This window comes from Burkholderia sp. 22088 (genome assembly GCF_052045915.1).
GTDB classification, from domain to species: domain Bacteria; phylum Pseudomonadota; class Gammaproteobacteria; order Burkholderiales; family Burkholderiaceae; genus Burkholderia; species Burkholderia cepacia.
This window is the reverse complement of the sequence record NZ_JBQEPY010000004.1, coordinates 432,167-445,022: the sequence shown is the minus strand read 5'-3', so window position 1 is coordinate 445,022 and position 12,856 is coordinate 432,167. Positions and strand designations below refer to the sequence as shown.

The window sequence follows — 12,856 nt, the reverse complement described above, 5'->3', positions numbered from 1 at the left end:
CTTAATGTGTCTGGCGGAAACTGGGCAGCGTAAGACGTCCATCGTGGATCAGCTTGCGCAGGACCATCCGCAGGTTGTGCTTGGCGCCGCACGGCACTGCGTGGATCGCGTCACCCAGCGCGCCCTTGAGCCGGTTCCGATCGAGTTTGCCGTCGATGGCAACGTCCTTGTAGTCGCCTTGTAAAGAGTTGCAGGTTTTACGCGCCAATAGGCCCGTTCCCTGCAACTCCTGTATCGTTTCGACCTTGCAGCCTGGCTGTATATGCCTTCAAGGATTGTTCAAGGTCGACTACTTTCTCGGTTGAGTCGGTGAAGGCGACCAAGAATTCCATCGGGAACCTCAGAAAGTACAAGCAGCCATGCTGTCCCGTTGGCGTTATCTGTTCGCCAACACCGCACCTTCGTTCACCAGTATCGCGGACAGCTTTGCATAGTCGATGTTTTGAACACTGCTTCGCGAATCTATGGCGAGCGCTGCGGCGGCTCCAGCCGCCTGACCGGTAATCATGAATGTCGGCTCGACGCGTATCGATGAATACGCGACGTGCGACGCGGACAGTGCAACCGGCACGAGCAAATTCCGGATCTCGCTGTACTTGGGGACGATCGATCGATACGAGATCGGGTACGGACGCGGCAGCGGCTGCCAAATGGCGCCTTCGGTACCGACCTGTCCGTCTACCGCAATGCGATTGACCGTATGCTGATCGATTGGGAATGCACCAAGACCGATGGGATCCGGGATCCTGGTTTCCGTGTACAGATCGTGCTGTGTCATCACATAGCTACCGACCATCCGGCGACTTTCCCGTACATAAAGGCGCCATGGGAACCCGCCGTTATCCTGGAACTCGTCCTTGCAGAATCCCCACGAGCGAACGTCATCGCGTACGTTTGGCGGAATGCGGGGATCCGTCGCGAGAAACGTCAGGAGCGCCAGCGTATAACGCTTGTGCTCCGCCTCGATTTGGCGACGACCGTTCGCATTCGCATTGGCATACTCCGCGCTTCCCTCGATCTCGTCCGTAGAGAGCAGGCCGAGGCTATTGACGTCGAACTTGTTGTTGGGAATCGGAACGTTCGCGATGTAGTTGAACGTCTTGACGATTTCCGGGTGAGCCAGGGCGACGCGCCCCAGCAGTTCGAATTCCTTGGGATCGTAGTTGGCCGGTTTGACGACGGGAATCTGGTTTCCCTTATCCGCAGTGAGGCAAAGCCGATAGCCATATGCCTGCACGGCCGAGTCTGCCGTGCCCGGTGCGCCGAGATTGTTGGGCGCCACATGCGGAAGCAATCCGCTGTTCGGTTGACCTGGCACAACGTAGGGATCCACGCGCGCGCCGTCCTTGATGGAAATGGGGCCGACGCCGGCGAGGGGTTCGCCATATTGTGATTTCGCTTCGCGCCCGAGCGTATGGTCGACGCCGGCCTTCTCGAGCAAATCGCCTTCGTAGCTCGCATCGATGAACATCTTCGCCGCGTAACTATGTCCGTTGCTTGTCTGGACGACCTTGATCTCGTGATTATTGGTTTGAACGCTCGCCAGTTCGGCACCGTATTCGACGGAAACGGACGGGGCGTCGGCAAGCATCTGCAGCAGAATGCTCTCGGCGACATGCGGCTCGTGAAATATGCCGCCCATCGTCCAGGTCTTCCCGTAGCGCGTGTTTACCGCGTCGACGAAACGATGCGCGAAACCGCCCATTGCCCATAGACGATCCTGGGGATAGGCGTCTGTCACGCCGATCCCGCTCGTCGTCATCCCACCGACGTGTTTCGTCGGTTCCAGAATGACGACCCGCTTTTTCAGTTTCGCGGCTTCCAGTGCCGCGGATATACCGCCCGGCGTCGCACCGTAGACGAGGACATCCGCAGGGGTGGATCCTGGCGCGGGCACCGGCATGGCGACGGGCGGAGCGGGCGTCCCTTGTGGTTCCTCGTCGGTACCGTGGCCGCACGCCGCGAGAATGAGCACCGAACCGACCAGCAGCAATCTGCTTGCAACATTATCGAATACTACGAACATGTGACCGCGAGTGTTAGAGAAACAGGGTTAGATGAATCGAGCGACGAGGAGCCAGGCTCGGCGAGCGCCTTTAATATTACGACGTATTAAAAACGTTACGATGTATTACGAAAGGTTCGCGGAGTTTATCACTTGCAGATGACACAAAACTATCGACTGGAACCCTGCGGATCCTTGCCGCGCGAGGAGCGGCGAAACGGGGCAGGAGATGGTGAGGGTCAGATCAAGATGCTGGCAAACCGGGGGCGGGGGCGACGAAGGCCGGCAAGCTGAAAGATGTCGTCGACCGACACCGGAAGCCACTGACAGAAATGGAGGCCGAGCTGGCACAGGCCAGGCGTTGGCTGGTCGAGGTCAGAACGGAGCGCGCTCTCCTCAAAAGGTTCGCGACGTACTTCGCGAAGGCGTCGAGGTGAGGTGCGGATTGAACAAATGCGACGAGACTACCCCGTGCCGCCAATGTGCCGAGTGCTGGGCGTACCGGTGAGCGGCCACCATGTAGGAACCTCGCCAAGGAAGCGGAGGTGCTCACGGTCCACCGGCGAATCCGGGAAAGTTTCAGGCCGGAGCGCCTGCGGCGACATCTGGAGGAACGTGGCGTGCGAATCGGCTTGCACCGGGTCAGGAGGCTGCGCAGAAAATCAGGATAGCGCTGCAAGCAGAAGCGCCGGATCAAGGCCACGACGAATTCGAAGCACGACCTGCCTGTCGAGTCGAATCCGCTGAACCAGGATGTCTCGGTGACGATGCCCAATCACGTCTGGTGTGGTGACGTCACCTCTATCGCGATCGATAAGGGTTGGTTGTGTCCTGCCGGCCAGAGGTACCTGCACCGCGGTGAAATCGCCGGTTACGCGATGAGCGAACGGCTGACGAAACATCTGGTCACGCAGGCCTTGTTTCGCGCTGTCGCGGCTCGCCGGCCGCCTGCAGATCTGATTCGCCACACCGAGCGCGCGTCGTAACACTGTGCGTTGGGCTATCAACTGCTCGTGAACCGGTTGACTGCTACTAATTCAGTCCGACCTCAGTTTTTCGCCTGATCGGCCCCCCGGGCGCGATAAAATCGCGTCTTTATGCCTGTCGCCGGCTGCCAGCCGGCGTTTTTTCAGCGTGCAAAAGATCCTGATCGTGCGCGTGTCGTCGCTGGGCGACGTCGTGCACAACATGCCGGTGATCGCCGATATCCGGCGCCGCCACCCCGATGCGCAGATCGACTGGCTCGTCGAGGAAAGCTTCGTCGATCTCGTGAAGCTCGTCGACGGCGTGCGCAACGTGCTGCCGTTTTCGTTGCGGCGCTGGCGCAAGAAGCCGTTCTCGGGCGCCACGTGGCGCGAGATCCGCGCGTTCCGCCAGCGCCTCGCGGCCGAGCAGTACGACCTCGTGATCGATTGCCAGGGTCTCATCAAGACGGCCTGGGTCGCGAGCTGGGCGCGCGGCCCGCTCGTCGGGCTCGGCAACCGCACCGACGGCGCCGGCTACGAGTGGCCCGTGCGTTTCTTCTACCGCAAGCGTGTGCCGATCGCGCCGCGCACGCACGTCGTCGAGCGCTCGCGGCAACTCGTCGCGGCCGCGCTGGGCGACCCGGCGCCGACGCCGGCCGATCCGGTCGACTTCGGCCTCGATACGCGCGCGGCGGCGCTCGCGGTGGCCGCGCTCGGCCTGAACCTGCCGGTGCCGTACGTGGTATTCGTCCACGCGACGTCGCGTGCCGACAAGCAGTGGCCGGACGCCGCGTGGATCGAGCTCGGCCAGGCGCTCGTGCGGCGCGGCGCATCGCTCGTGCTGCCGTGGGGCAACGACGCGGAGCGCGCGACCAGCGAGCGGCTCGCGAAGGAATTCGGCGCGGCGGCGATCGTGCCGCCGAAGCTGTCGCTGCCGGCCGTGGTCGGCCTGATCGACGGCGCGGCCGCCACCGTCGGGGTTGATACAGGTCTGGTTCACATCGCGGCGGCGCTGAAGCGTCCGACGGTCGAACTGTACAATTTCGCGACGGCCTGGCGGACCGGCGGCTACTGGTCGCCGAACGTCGTCAATCTCGGCACGGCGGGGCAACCCCCGTCGATCGCGCAGGTGAAGTCGGCGCTCGCGGGCTTCGGTCTCCTGTAACGCCCGCGCCATACGCACGAACCCGCACACATCCGCGCGAACCCAAGCGAACCGATCATGAGCGAATCCCAGATCATCGAAGTCCCGTCCGCCGACTGGAGCGGACACAACCTGTCGGCGCCGCGCGAGCAGCTGCTGGCCGCCGTCGAGGAAGGCAAGGTGCTGTATTTCCCGCACCTGCGCTTCGCGATCGAAGGCGGCGAGGAAGCGCTGCTCGATCCGGCGCTCGCCGACCCGAAACGCAAGAACATCAGCCTCGCGCCGAACGGCGGCGCGCTCGCCGGCGTGCTCGGCGACAGCGTCACGCAGTCGGCGGTGCGCGCGCTCGTCGCGCGTTTCCAGCAGCAGGCCGGCACGCTCGTCGACGGCCTGTTTCCCGAATACCGCGGCAAGCTGCGCGTCGCGCCGACGAGCCTGCGGCTGATGCAGGTCGAGACGCGCCAGACATCCTGGCGCAAGGACGACAGCCGGCTGCACGTCGACGCGTTCCCGTCGCGGCCCAACTACGGCGAGCGCATCCTGCGCGTGTTCACGAACGTGAACCCGGCCGGCGTGCCGCGCGTGTGGCGCGTCGGCGAGCCGTTCGAGGACGTCGCGAAGCGCTTCCTGCCGCGCATCAAGCCACAGCTGCCGGGCGCCGCGTGGTTGCTGAACCTGCTGCACGTGACGAAGTCGCCGCGCAGCGCGTACGACCACCTGATGCTGAACCTGCACGACAGCATGAAGGCCGATCTCGACTACCAGAAGACCAGCCCGCAGGAGACGATGCCGTTTCCGCCGGGTTGCGTGTGGATATGTTTCTCGGATCAGACTTCGCACGCTGTGATGTCCGGCCAGTTCATGCTCGAACAGACGTTCTTCCTGCCGGTCGACGCGATGGTTCGCCGCGAATGCGCGCCGCTCGGCATTCTCGAACGCCTGAAGGGCAGGGCGCTGGTTTGAGCGCGCCTCTTCTCCGAAGCAACACGAGGGCCGCTGCATGCTGCGGGTGATCTATCGCGCGCTGTGGTGGCTCGTCGCGCCGGCCGCGGTCATCCGGCTCTACGTGCGCTCGCGCAAGGAGCGCGGCTATCGCGAGCACATCGCCGAACGTTTCGGCCACGTGGCGGGCCGCTCGCGCGACGACCGCGCGCCGCTGATCTGGGTGCATGCGGTGTCGGTCGGCGAGACGCGCGCCGCGCAGCCGCTGATCGACGCGCTGATGCGCGCGCGTCCCGATGCGCGCATCCTGCTCACGCACATGACGCCGAGCGGCCGTGCGACCGGCGAACAGATCTTCGGCGATCGCGTGCTGCGCTGTTACCTGCCGTACGACATGCCCGGCGCGGTGCGGCGCTTCCTGCGCGCGTGGCGGCCGACGCTCGGCCTCGTGATGGAAACCGAGGTGTGGCCCACGCTGATCGACGAGTGCCGCCGCGCGGACGTGCCGCTGGTGCTGACCAATGCGCGGATGTCCGCGCGTTCGTTCCGGCGCGCGGCGAAGTTCGGCGCGGCGACGCGCGACGTGTTCGGCGGCTTCTCGCGCGTGCTCGCGCAGAGCCCGGCCGATGCGGAGCGGCTGACGTCGCTCGGCGCGCGCAACGTGACCGTGCTCGGCAACCTGAAGTTCGACATGACGACGCCGCCGGAACTGGCGGCGCGCGGCCATGCGTGGCGCGACGCGATCGGCGCGCGGCCGGTGTGGGTCGCCGCGAGCACGCGCGAGAACGAGGAGGCGCTGGTGCTGCAGGCGTTCGCCGCGATGCGTACGCCCGGCGCGCTGCTGGTGCTCGTGCCGCGTCATCCGCAACGTTTCGCTGAGGTCGAGGCGCTCGTCGGGCGCAACGGGCTCAAGTGCGTGCGGCGCTCCGCATGGGCGGCCGACGCGGCGGCACTCGCAGCCGGCCGTCCGGCTGCCGAGCCGCTGCCGGACGACGTGACGGTGCTGCTCGGCGATTCGATGGGCGAGCTCGGCGCGTATTACGCGGCCGCCGACATCGCGTTCATCGGCGGCAGCCTGCTGCCGCTCGGCGGACAGAACCTGATCGAAGCGTGCGCAGTCGGCGTACCGGTACTGATCGGGAAGCACGTATTCAACTTCACGCAGGCGACCGCCGACGCGGTCGCGGCCGGCGCGGCACTGCAGGTCGAGGATCCGCTCGATCTCGCGCACGTGCTCGACGCGCTGTTTGCCGACAACGCGCGGCGCATCGCGATGGGTGCGGCCGGCGCGGCGTTCGCTGCGCGTCACCGCGGCGCGACCGCGCGCACGGTCGACGTGCTCGCGGCACTGCTGCCGCCCGCCGAAGCCGGCGCGCATGCGCTGCCGGGCGTGCAGGACGCTGCCGACGACGCATAGACGGCGGGCGGCGCGATGCCGCCCCGGCACGCGTGGCGGCGTCGCAGGGCGCCGCCACGCCGCTCACACCGTCAGCAAACCCTTCTTCTCGATGAACGCGATCACGTCCGCGACACCTTCGAGCGCCTTCAGGTTCGTCATCACGTAGGGCCGCTCGCCGCGCATCTTCTTCGTGTCGGACGCCATCACGTCGAGGTTCGCGCCGACCAGCGGCGCGAGGTCCGTCTTGTTGATCACGAGCAGGTCGGACTTCGTGATGCCGGGGCCGCCCTTGCGTGGAATCTTCTCGCCGCCCGCGACGTCGATCACGTAGATCGTCAGGTCCGACAGCTCGGGGCTGAAGGTCGCCGCGAGATTGTCGCCGCCCGATTCGATGAACACGATGTCGGCGTCGGGAAAGCGCGACAGCATCCGGTCGACGGCCTCGAGGTTGATCGACGCATCCTCGCGGATCGCCGTGTGCGGGCAGCCGCCCGTCTCGACGCCCATGATGCGCTCCTCGGGCAGCGCGCCGGCAACCGTCAGCAGCCGCTGGTCTTCCTTCGTATAGATGTCGTTGGTGATCGCGACGAGGTCGTAGCGCTCGCGCATCGCCTTGCACAGCATTTCGAGCAGCGTGGTCTTGCCGGAGCCGACGGGGCCGCCGATGCCGACGCGCAGCGGCGGCAGTTTCTTCGTGCGGCGGGCGGGGGACGGAGCGGGTGCGTTCATGGCGTGTGTCGTGTTCAGGAGCGGAACAACCGCGAATACTGGGTTTCGTGCCGTGCGGACAGGATGCCGAGCTGCGGCGCGAACGTGTTGACGGCGTCGGGCGGCGTCGCGAGCGCGCGGCGTACGGCCGCGTCGATCGCGCCGCGCAGCGCGACGATGATGCGTTGGCCGGCGAGCTGGCCGAGCGGCACGGCCTTCAGCGCGGCGGACGTCTGGTTCTCGACCCAGCCGAATGCGTACGCGGCGAGCACGGCGTCGGCGCTCGCGTCGTGCGCGGCGGCCGCGTAGGCGAATGCGGTCGGCAGCGCGATCGGCGACATCGCCGCGAGCGTTGCGCGGCGCGCGGCATCGCCCCATTCGAGCGACGCGCACAGTTGCGCGAGCGACCAGCCCATCTGTTCGGTCTCGCGGCGCAGTTCCGCCGATTCGCGGCTCGCGACGAACCATGCATTTTCGGCGACGAGCGCGTGCGTGTCGTGCGCGTGCCAGCGTGCGAGCTGGTGCGCGAGGAACGGCAGCTCGCCGTGCGCGAGCACGTCGGTTAGGCCGCTGGCGATCCAGTCGCGCGCGGAATCGGCGTCGTGGATCAGGTTCGCGTCGAGCGCGGCTTCGAGGCCCTGCGAATAGCTGTACGCGCCGATCGGCAGCGCCGGCGACGCGAGATGCAGCAGCGCGACGAGTTCAGTGGTGGTCATGGCCGCGGCCGTGCGTGCATCCGGGACCATGCTGATGATCGTGATCGTGATCGTGATCGTGATCGTGATCGTGATCGTGATCGTGATCGTGCGAGTGCGAATGGCCGTGATGCTCGCCGAACACCTGCTGCGCAAGCGCGTAATCCTCGGCGAACGTCGCATCGTGCCCGTGCTTGTGTCCGCCGCCGTACGCGCCGGCTTCCGGCTGGAACGGCGCTTGCGTTTCCTCGACCTGCGTGCCGAGCCGGCGCAGCATGTCCGCGAGCACCGGGTCGGCCTCGAGCTTCAGGTAGCCGTCGCCGATCTCGACCGGCGTATGACGGTTGCCGAGGTGATACGCGGCACGCATCAGCGTGAGCGGATCGGCCGCGCGCACGCGCAGCACGGTTTCGGGCGCCGCGGCGACGCGCACGAGCGCGCCGTCGTCGGCGACGAGCACGTCGCCGTCGCGCAGGATCGTGCCGCGCGGCAGCAGCACGGCGACATCTTCGCCGGTGTCGAGCGTCGCCGCGAGGCGGCTCTTGCAGCGGGCGTCATAGGCGAGCGTGAGCGTCGGCGCGCGCGCGACGAGCGACGCGGCGAGTTTCACGTTCGGGGCGATACGTTTGTCGAGGGTGCGCATGAAGCAGGAACCGGAAACCAGCAATCAGAACAGGAAATAACGCTGCGCCATCGGCAGCACCGTGGCCGGCTCGCAGGTGAGCAGCTGGCCGTCGGCGATCACGTCGTAGGTTTCGGGATCGACGCTGATCGACGGGCGCCATGCGTTGTGGATCATGTCGGCCTTCGTCACGTTGCGGCAGTTGCGCACGGGCACGATCCGCTTCGCGAGGCCGTAGCGTTCCGCGATACCGGCATCGGCCGCCATCTGCGACACGAAGGTCAGCGACGTGCGCGCGAGCGCACCGCCGCGCGTCGCGAACATCTCGCGATAGTGGACCGGCTGTGGCGTCGGGATCGACGCGTTCGGGTCGCCCATCTGCGCCATGGCGATCATCCCGCCCTTCAGGATCATCGACGGCTTGATCCCGAAGAACGCCGGCTCCCACAGCACGAGGTCGGCCCACTTGCCGGGTTCGATCGAACCGACTTCGTGCGCGATGCCGTGCGTGAGCGCCGGGTTGATCGTGTACTTCGCGACGTAGCGCTTCGCGCGGAAGTTGTCGTTGCGTGTGCCGTCTTCCGGCAGCGCGCCGCGCTGCACCTTCATCTTGTGCGCGGTCTGCCAGGTGCGGATGATCACTTCGCCGACGCGGCCCATCGCCTGCGAGTCGGACGACAGCATCGACAGCGCGCCGAGATCGTGCAGGATGTCCTCGGCCGCGATCGTCTCGCGGCGGATCCGCGATTCGGCGAACGCGAGATCCTCGGCGATCGACGGATCGAGGTGATGGCACACCATCAGCATGTCGAGATGCTCGTCGAGCGTGTTGATCGTGTACGGGCGCGTCGGGTTGGTCGACGACGGCAGCACGTTCGACTCGCCGCACACCTTCAGGATGTCGGGCGCATGGCCGCCGCCCGCGCCTTCGGTGTGGTACGTGTGGATCGTGCGGCCCTTGAACGCGGCGACCGTCGATTCGACGAAGCCGCCTTCGTTCAGCGTGTCGGTGTGGATCGCGACCTGCGTGTCGGTGTCGTCGGCGACCGACAGGCAGTTGTCGATCGCGGCGGGCGTCGTGCCCCAGTCCTCGTGCAGCTTCAGCCCGATCGCGCCGGCCGCGATCTGCTCGACGAGCGGCTGCGGCAGGCTCGCGTTGCCCTTGCCGAGGAAGCCGAGGTTGATCGGCCAGCCGTCGGCGGCCTGCAGCATCCGCTCCATGTGCCACGGGCCCGGCGTGCAGGTCGTCGCGTTGGTGCCGGTGGCGGGGCCGGTGCCGCCGCCGAGCATCGTCGTGACGCCCGACGCGAGCGCCTCGTCGATCTGCTGCGGGCTGATGAAGTGGATGTGCGTGTCGATGCCGCCTGCCGTCACGATCAGCCCTTCGCCGGCGATCACTTCGGTCGCGGCGCCGATCGCGATCGTCACGCCCGGCTGGATGTCGGGATTGCCGGCCTTGCCGATCGCGGCGATGCGGCCATGCTTGATCGCGATGTCGGCCTTCACGATGCCCCAGTGATCGAGGATCACCGCGTTCGTGATGATCGTGTCGGGCACGTCGGCGGCCACGCGCTGCGACTGGCCCATGCCGTCGCGGATCACCTTCCCGCCGCCGAATTTCACTTCCTCGCCGTAGGTCGTGTAATCGCGTTCGATCTCGATCAGCAGTTCGGTATCGGCCAGCCGGACGCGGTCGCCCGTCGTCGGCCCGAACATTTCCGCGTACGCGCGGCGGCTCAAGCGTAATGTCATGTGCTGTTCCTGAAGAGCGGGGCGCGGCTTACAGCGGCCCCATCACCTTGCCCTGAAAACCGTAGACGGCACGATCGCCCGCGAGTGCGACCAGCTCGACGGTGCGCGTCTGGCCCGGCTCGAAGCGCACGGCGGTGCCGGCCGCGATGTTCAGGCGGAAGCCGCGCGCGGCCGCGCGATCGAACGACAGCGCGTCGTTGACTTCGAAGAAGTGGTAGTGCGAGCCGACCTGCACCGGGCGGTCGCCGGTGTTCGCGACGACGAGCGCGAGCGTCGCGCGGCCTGCGTTCAGTTCGTGTTCGCCGTCGTCGGTGAGGATTTCGCCGGGGATCATGCGGGGCCTCACGGAATCGGGTGATGGACGGTCACGAGCTTCGTGCCGTCGGGGAAGGTCGCCTCGACCTGGATGTCGGGAATCATCTCCGGCACGCCGTCCATCACGTCGTCGCGCGTGAGCAGCGTCGTACCGTAATGCATCACCTCGGCGACCGTCCTGCCGTCGCGCGCGGCTTCCATCAGCGCGGCGGTGATGAAGGCGACTGCCTCCGGGTAGTTGAGCTTCAGGCCGCGTGCGCGACGGCGCTCGGCCAGCAGCGCCGCCGTGAAGATCAGCAGCTTGTCCTTCTCTCGGGGAGTCAGTTTCATGAAGGCAAACGTTCAGTAAAACGTAATTTTTATCGGTGCGTGGGCGACGGGGCGAACGCGCGGGTCATCGTAGCACCGCGTCGTTTTGCGTGCGTCGTGTATCGGTTATGTAAGCAGCAAGGCGCGTGCCATGTGCATGGAACGCGGCGCGATGCGCGCTTCTGGTGCGCGATGCATGGGCAACGTGCAGCGCGGGCCGCGGCGCTGCATCGAAACGGTGCGTGGTGCGACCGTACTCAGGTTTGCCAGAGGCGCAGCGGCCGTGCGTCGACGCCGTGCACGATCGGCCGCAGATGCAGCCAGCAGTCGGTGAAGTGGCGTTGCAGCGCTTCCATCGACGTCGACAGCGCGCGCACCAGCACGACGCCGGGCGTCACGCAGGTCGCGCTCGCGCGCAGCGTGGCATCGAACGGCATCCGCGCGGCGAGCGATTCGGCGAGCGCGGCGTCGCATGCGGCACCGGCGGCCCACAACGTGCCGTATACCGGAAAGCCGGCGAGGCCCTGCAGCGCACCGCGCAGCGGATCGTGCGCGTCGAGCAGCGCGCGTTCGGTCCACAGCGGCCGACCGTCGGCATCGACGAGCGCCGCGCTCGACACGATGCGGCCGGCCGACCAGGTTTCGCCGGCCGCCTGCCGGCCGAGCTGCGTCGCGTCCCAGCCGATCGCGCTTGCCCCTGTGCCGAGCTTCACCGTGAAAGCGAGCGACGCATGCGCCGCGTCGAAGAACAGGTTGTTCTGCGGCAGCCAGTCGAGTTTCGCGTGGTCGCCGACCGTGATGCCGATGCGCTGCGTTGCGTCGAGGCCGTTCGACTTGTACCACTTGGTCGCACCGGGCGTGGTCAGCACCGCGTGCGTGCCGCTGCCGAGCGCGATGTCGATGTCGAGCCGGTCGCCGCCCGCGACGCCGCCCGGCGGGTGGACGATCACCGCATGGCAGATCGCGTCGCCTTCCGGATACAGCGGCCGCTGCACGCGCAACGGGCCGTCGTGCAGCCGGTGGGCGAGCGTCGTGCGTGTGCCGTGCCGCTCGAAGCCGAGTTCGAGGCGGCCGCGCCACGACTTGGCGACGGCAGGGCGGGACAGCGGGGCGTGGGAATCGGGGGCAGACATCGGCGGGAAGCAGGGGACGGGCGCAGGGATCGAGGATGCTACCGCAACACTATACGCCTGGGTGTCCCGGTTGCCGAACGCGGTGAAGCGGAGAGGCGATGACGCCGGCGATCGCATGACGTGCATCGATCGCCGGCACCGCGCAGCGGCGCAATCGTGCGCCGCGTGCGTCGCTACACGGCGATCAGCTCGCGCACGCCGTTCGCTTCCATGTCCCGCGCGTCGCCGCCCGCGACGATCTCGCCGCGGCTCATCACCCAGTAGCGGTCGGCGATCGACTGGGCGAAGTCGTAATACTGCTCGACGAGCAGCACGGTCATCTTCGCTTCGTCGACGAGCTGGCGCAGCGTGCGGCCGATATCCTGGATGATCGACGGCTGGATGCCTTCGGTCGGCTCGTCGAGGATCAGCAGCTGCGGCTCGCTCATCAGCGCGCGGCCGATCGCGAGCTGCTGCTGCTGGCCGCCCGACAGGTCGCCGCCGCGCCGCGTGCGCATGTCCTTCAGCACCGGGAACAGGTCGTAGATGCGGTCGGGCACCTTCGACGGTGCTTTCCGGCTCGCCGCGCCGACGAGCAGGTTCTCCTCGACGGTGAGCCGCGGAAAGATGTCGCGGCCCTGCGGCACGTACGCGAGCCCGGCCGCGACGCGCGCGTAGGGCGGCATTGCGCCGAGCGCGGTGCCGCGCCACGACACGCTGCCGCTTTTCGCGGCGACGACGCCCATCAGGCAGCGCAGCAGCGTGCTCTTGCCGACGCCGTTGCGGCCGAGCAGCACGGTGAGCTTGCCGTCGTCGGCGGCGAGGCTCACGTTGCGCAGGATATGGCTGCCGCCGTAGTACTGGTTCAGTGCTTCGATCTTCAGCATT

The 12,856-nt window shown here is 67.0% G+C and carries 13 protein-coding genes and 1 pseudogene; 4 read left to right on the top strand and 10 right to left on the bottom strand.

The window, feature by feature from the left end; genetic code table 11:
* Position 1: 1 nt before the first annotated feature.
* Together ACTJLD_RS10500 and ACTJLD_RS10495 are read right to left on the bottom strand one after the other, a co-directional pair.
* On the bottom strand, positions 2-208 hold the full coding sequence (locus ACTJLD_RS10500; RefSeq protein ID WP_091923146.1) for a hypothetical protein: 207 nt from the start codon (positions 206-208) through the stop codon (positions 2-4).
* A gap of 168 nt (positions 209-376) precedes the next feature.
* Positions 377-2,026 carry an FAD-dependent oxidoreductase gene (locus ACTJLD_RS10495; protein ID WP_081080526.1) on the bottom strand — a complete coding sequence of 550 codons (1,650 nt, stop codon included), beginning with the start codon at positions 2,024-2,026 and terminating at the stop codon, positions 377-379.
* 251 nt (positions 2,027-2,277) lie between these two features.
* Here ACTJLD_RS10495 and ACTJLD_RS10490 point away from each other — a divergent pair.
* The 4 genes and pseudogenes from ACTJLD_RS10490 to waaA form a co-directional block, all read left to right on the top strand.
* A pseudogene (locus ACTJLD_RS10490) lies at positions 2,278-2,988 on the top strand (IS3-like element ISBvi4 family transposase); the annotation flags it as partial.
* 151 nt (positions 2,989-3,139) lie between these two features.
* Positions 3,140-4,135, top strand: a complete 996-nt coding sequence (gene waaC / locus ACTJLD_RS10485) for a lipopolysaccharide heptosyltransferase I (protein WP_021161705.1) — start codon at positions 3,140-3,142, stop codon at positions 4,133-4,135.
* Positions 4,136-4,192: 57 nt separating this feature from the next.
* A complete protein-coding gene (locus ACTJLD_RS10480; RefSeq protein WP_021161704.1) occupies positions 4,193-5,077 on the top strand; it encodes a Kdo hydroxylase family protein in 885 nt (294 codons plus the stop codon).
* Between the two features lie 37 nt (positions 5,078-5,114).
* Positions 5,115-6,473, top strand: a complete 1,359-nt coding sequence (gene waaA, locus ACTJLD_RS10475; RefSeq protein ID WP_027788169.1) for a lipid IV(A) 3-deoxy-D-manno-octulosonic acid transferase — start codon at positions 5,115-5,117, stop codon at positions 6,471-6,473.
* Positions 6,474-6,536: 63 nt separating this feature from the next.
* Here the strand turns inward: waaA and ureG are convergent, their stop codons facing one another.
* The 8 genes from ureG to urtE all read right to left on the bottom strand — a co-directional run bounded on the left by ureG (position 6,537) and on the right by urtE (position 12,855).
* The gene (gene ureG / locus ACTJLD_RS10470) at positions 6,537-7,184 is read right to left on the bottom strand and encodes an urease accessory protein UreG (protein ID WP_027788168.1); all 648 of its coding nucleotides are present in this window, start codon (positions 7,182-7,184) and stop codon (positions 6,537-6,539) included.
* A gap of 14 nt (positions 7,185-7,198) precedes the next feature.
* Entirely contained in the window at positions 7,199-7,879 is a 681-nt protein-coding gene (locus ACTJLD_RS10465; RefSeq protein ID WP_042976674.1) for an urease accessory protein UreF, read from the bottom strand.
* Positions 7,866-8,501, bottom strand: coding sequence for an urease accessory protein UreE (gene ureE, locus ACTJLD_RS10460; RefSeq protein WP_440658665.1), 636 nt, complete (start codon positions 8,499-8,501; stop codon positions 7,866-7,868). The genes ACTJLD_RS10465 and ureE overlap by 14 nt, the downstream gene beginning before the upstream one ends.
* A gap of 24 nt (positions 8,502-8,525) precedes the next feature.
* Entirely contained in the window at positions 8,526-10,232 is a 1,707-nt protein-coding gene (ureC, locus tag ACTJLD_RS10455) for an urease subunit alpha (protein ID WP_060372256.1), read from the bottom strand.
* A gap of 28 nt (positions 10,233-10,260) precedes the next feature.
* Positions 10,261-10,566, bottom strand: coding sequence for an urease subunit beta (locus tag ACTJLD_RS10450; protein WP_021161917.1), 306 nt, complete (start codon positions 10,564-10,566; stop codon positions 10,261-10,263).
* 8 nt (positions 10,567-10,574) lie between these two features.
* Positions 10,575-10,877: an urease subunit gamma gene (locus ACTJLD_RS10445; RefSeq protein WP_006491064.1), complete on the bottom strand. Its 303-nt coding sequence runs from the start codon at positions 10,875-10,877 to the stop codon at positions 10,575-10,577.
* Positions 10,878-11,113: 236 nt separating this feature from the next.
* Entirely contained in the window at positions 11,114-11,989 is an 876-nt protein-coding gene (locus ACTJLD_RS10440; RefSeq protein ID WP_091923152.1) for an urease accessory protein UreD, read from the bottom strand.
* A gap of 173 nt (positions 11,990-12,162) precedes the next feature.
* Positions 12,163-12,855 (bottom strand): urea ABC transporter ATP-binding subunit UrtE, encoded by a 693-nt coding sequence (urtE, locus tag ACTJLD_RS10435; protein WP_027788162.1) that lies wholly within the window; start codon positions 12,853-12,855, stop codon positions 12,163-12,165.
* Between the last annotated feature and the right edge of the window lies 1 nt (position 12,856).

Coding starts and splice junctions, on each gene's coding strand:
- ACTJLD_RS10480 (WP_021161704.1), top strand. CDS start 4,193: ATGAGCGAATCCCAGATCATCGAAGTCCCGTCCGCCGACTGGAGCGGA.
- waaA (WP_027788169.1), top strand. CDS start 5,115: ATGCTGCGGGTGATCTATCGCGCGCTGTGGTGGCTCGTCGCGCCGGCC.
- ureC (WP_060372256.1), bottom strand. CDS start 10,232: ATGACATTACGCTTGAGCCGCCGCGCGTACGCGGAAATGTTCGGGCCG.
- ACTJLD_RS10465 (WP_042976674.1), bottom strand. CDS start 7,879: ATGACCACCACTGAACTCGTCGCGCTGCTGCATCTCGCGTCGCCGGCG.
- ACTJLD_RS10440 (WP_091923152.1), bottom strand. CDS start 11,989: ATGTCTGCCCCCGATTCCCACGCCCCGCTGTCCCGCCCTGCCGTCGCC.
- urtE (WP_027788162.1), bottom strand. CDS start 12,855: ATGCTGAAGATCGAAGCACTGAACCAGTACTACGGCGGCAGCCATATC.
- ureG (WP_027788168.1), bottom strand. CDS start 7,184: ATGAACGCACCCGCTCCGTCCCCCGCCCGCCGCACGAAGAAACTGCCG.
- ACTJLD_RS10495 (WP_081080526.1), bottom strand. CDS start 2,026: ATGTTCGTAGTATTCGATAATGTTGCAAGCAGATTGCTGCTGGTCGGT.
- ACTJLD_RS10445 (WP_006491064.1), bottom strand. CDS start 10,877: ATGAAACTGACTCCCCGAGAGAAGGACAAGCTGCTGATCTTCACGGCG.
- ureE (WP_440658665.1), bottom strand. CDS start 8,501: ATGCGCACCCTCGACAAACGTATCGCCCCGAACGTGAAACTCGCCGCG.
- ACTJLD_RS10450 (WP_021161917.1), bottom strand. CDS start 10,566: ATGATCCCCGGCGAAATCCTCACCGACGACGGCGAACACGAACTGAAC.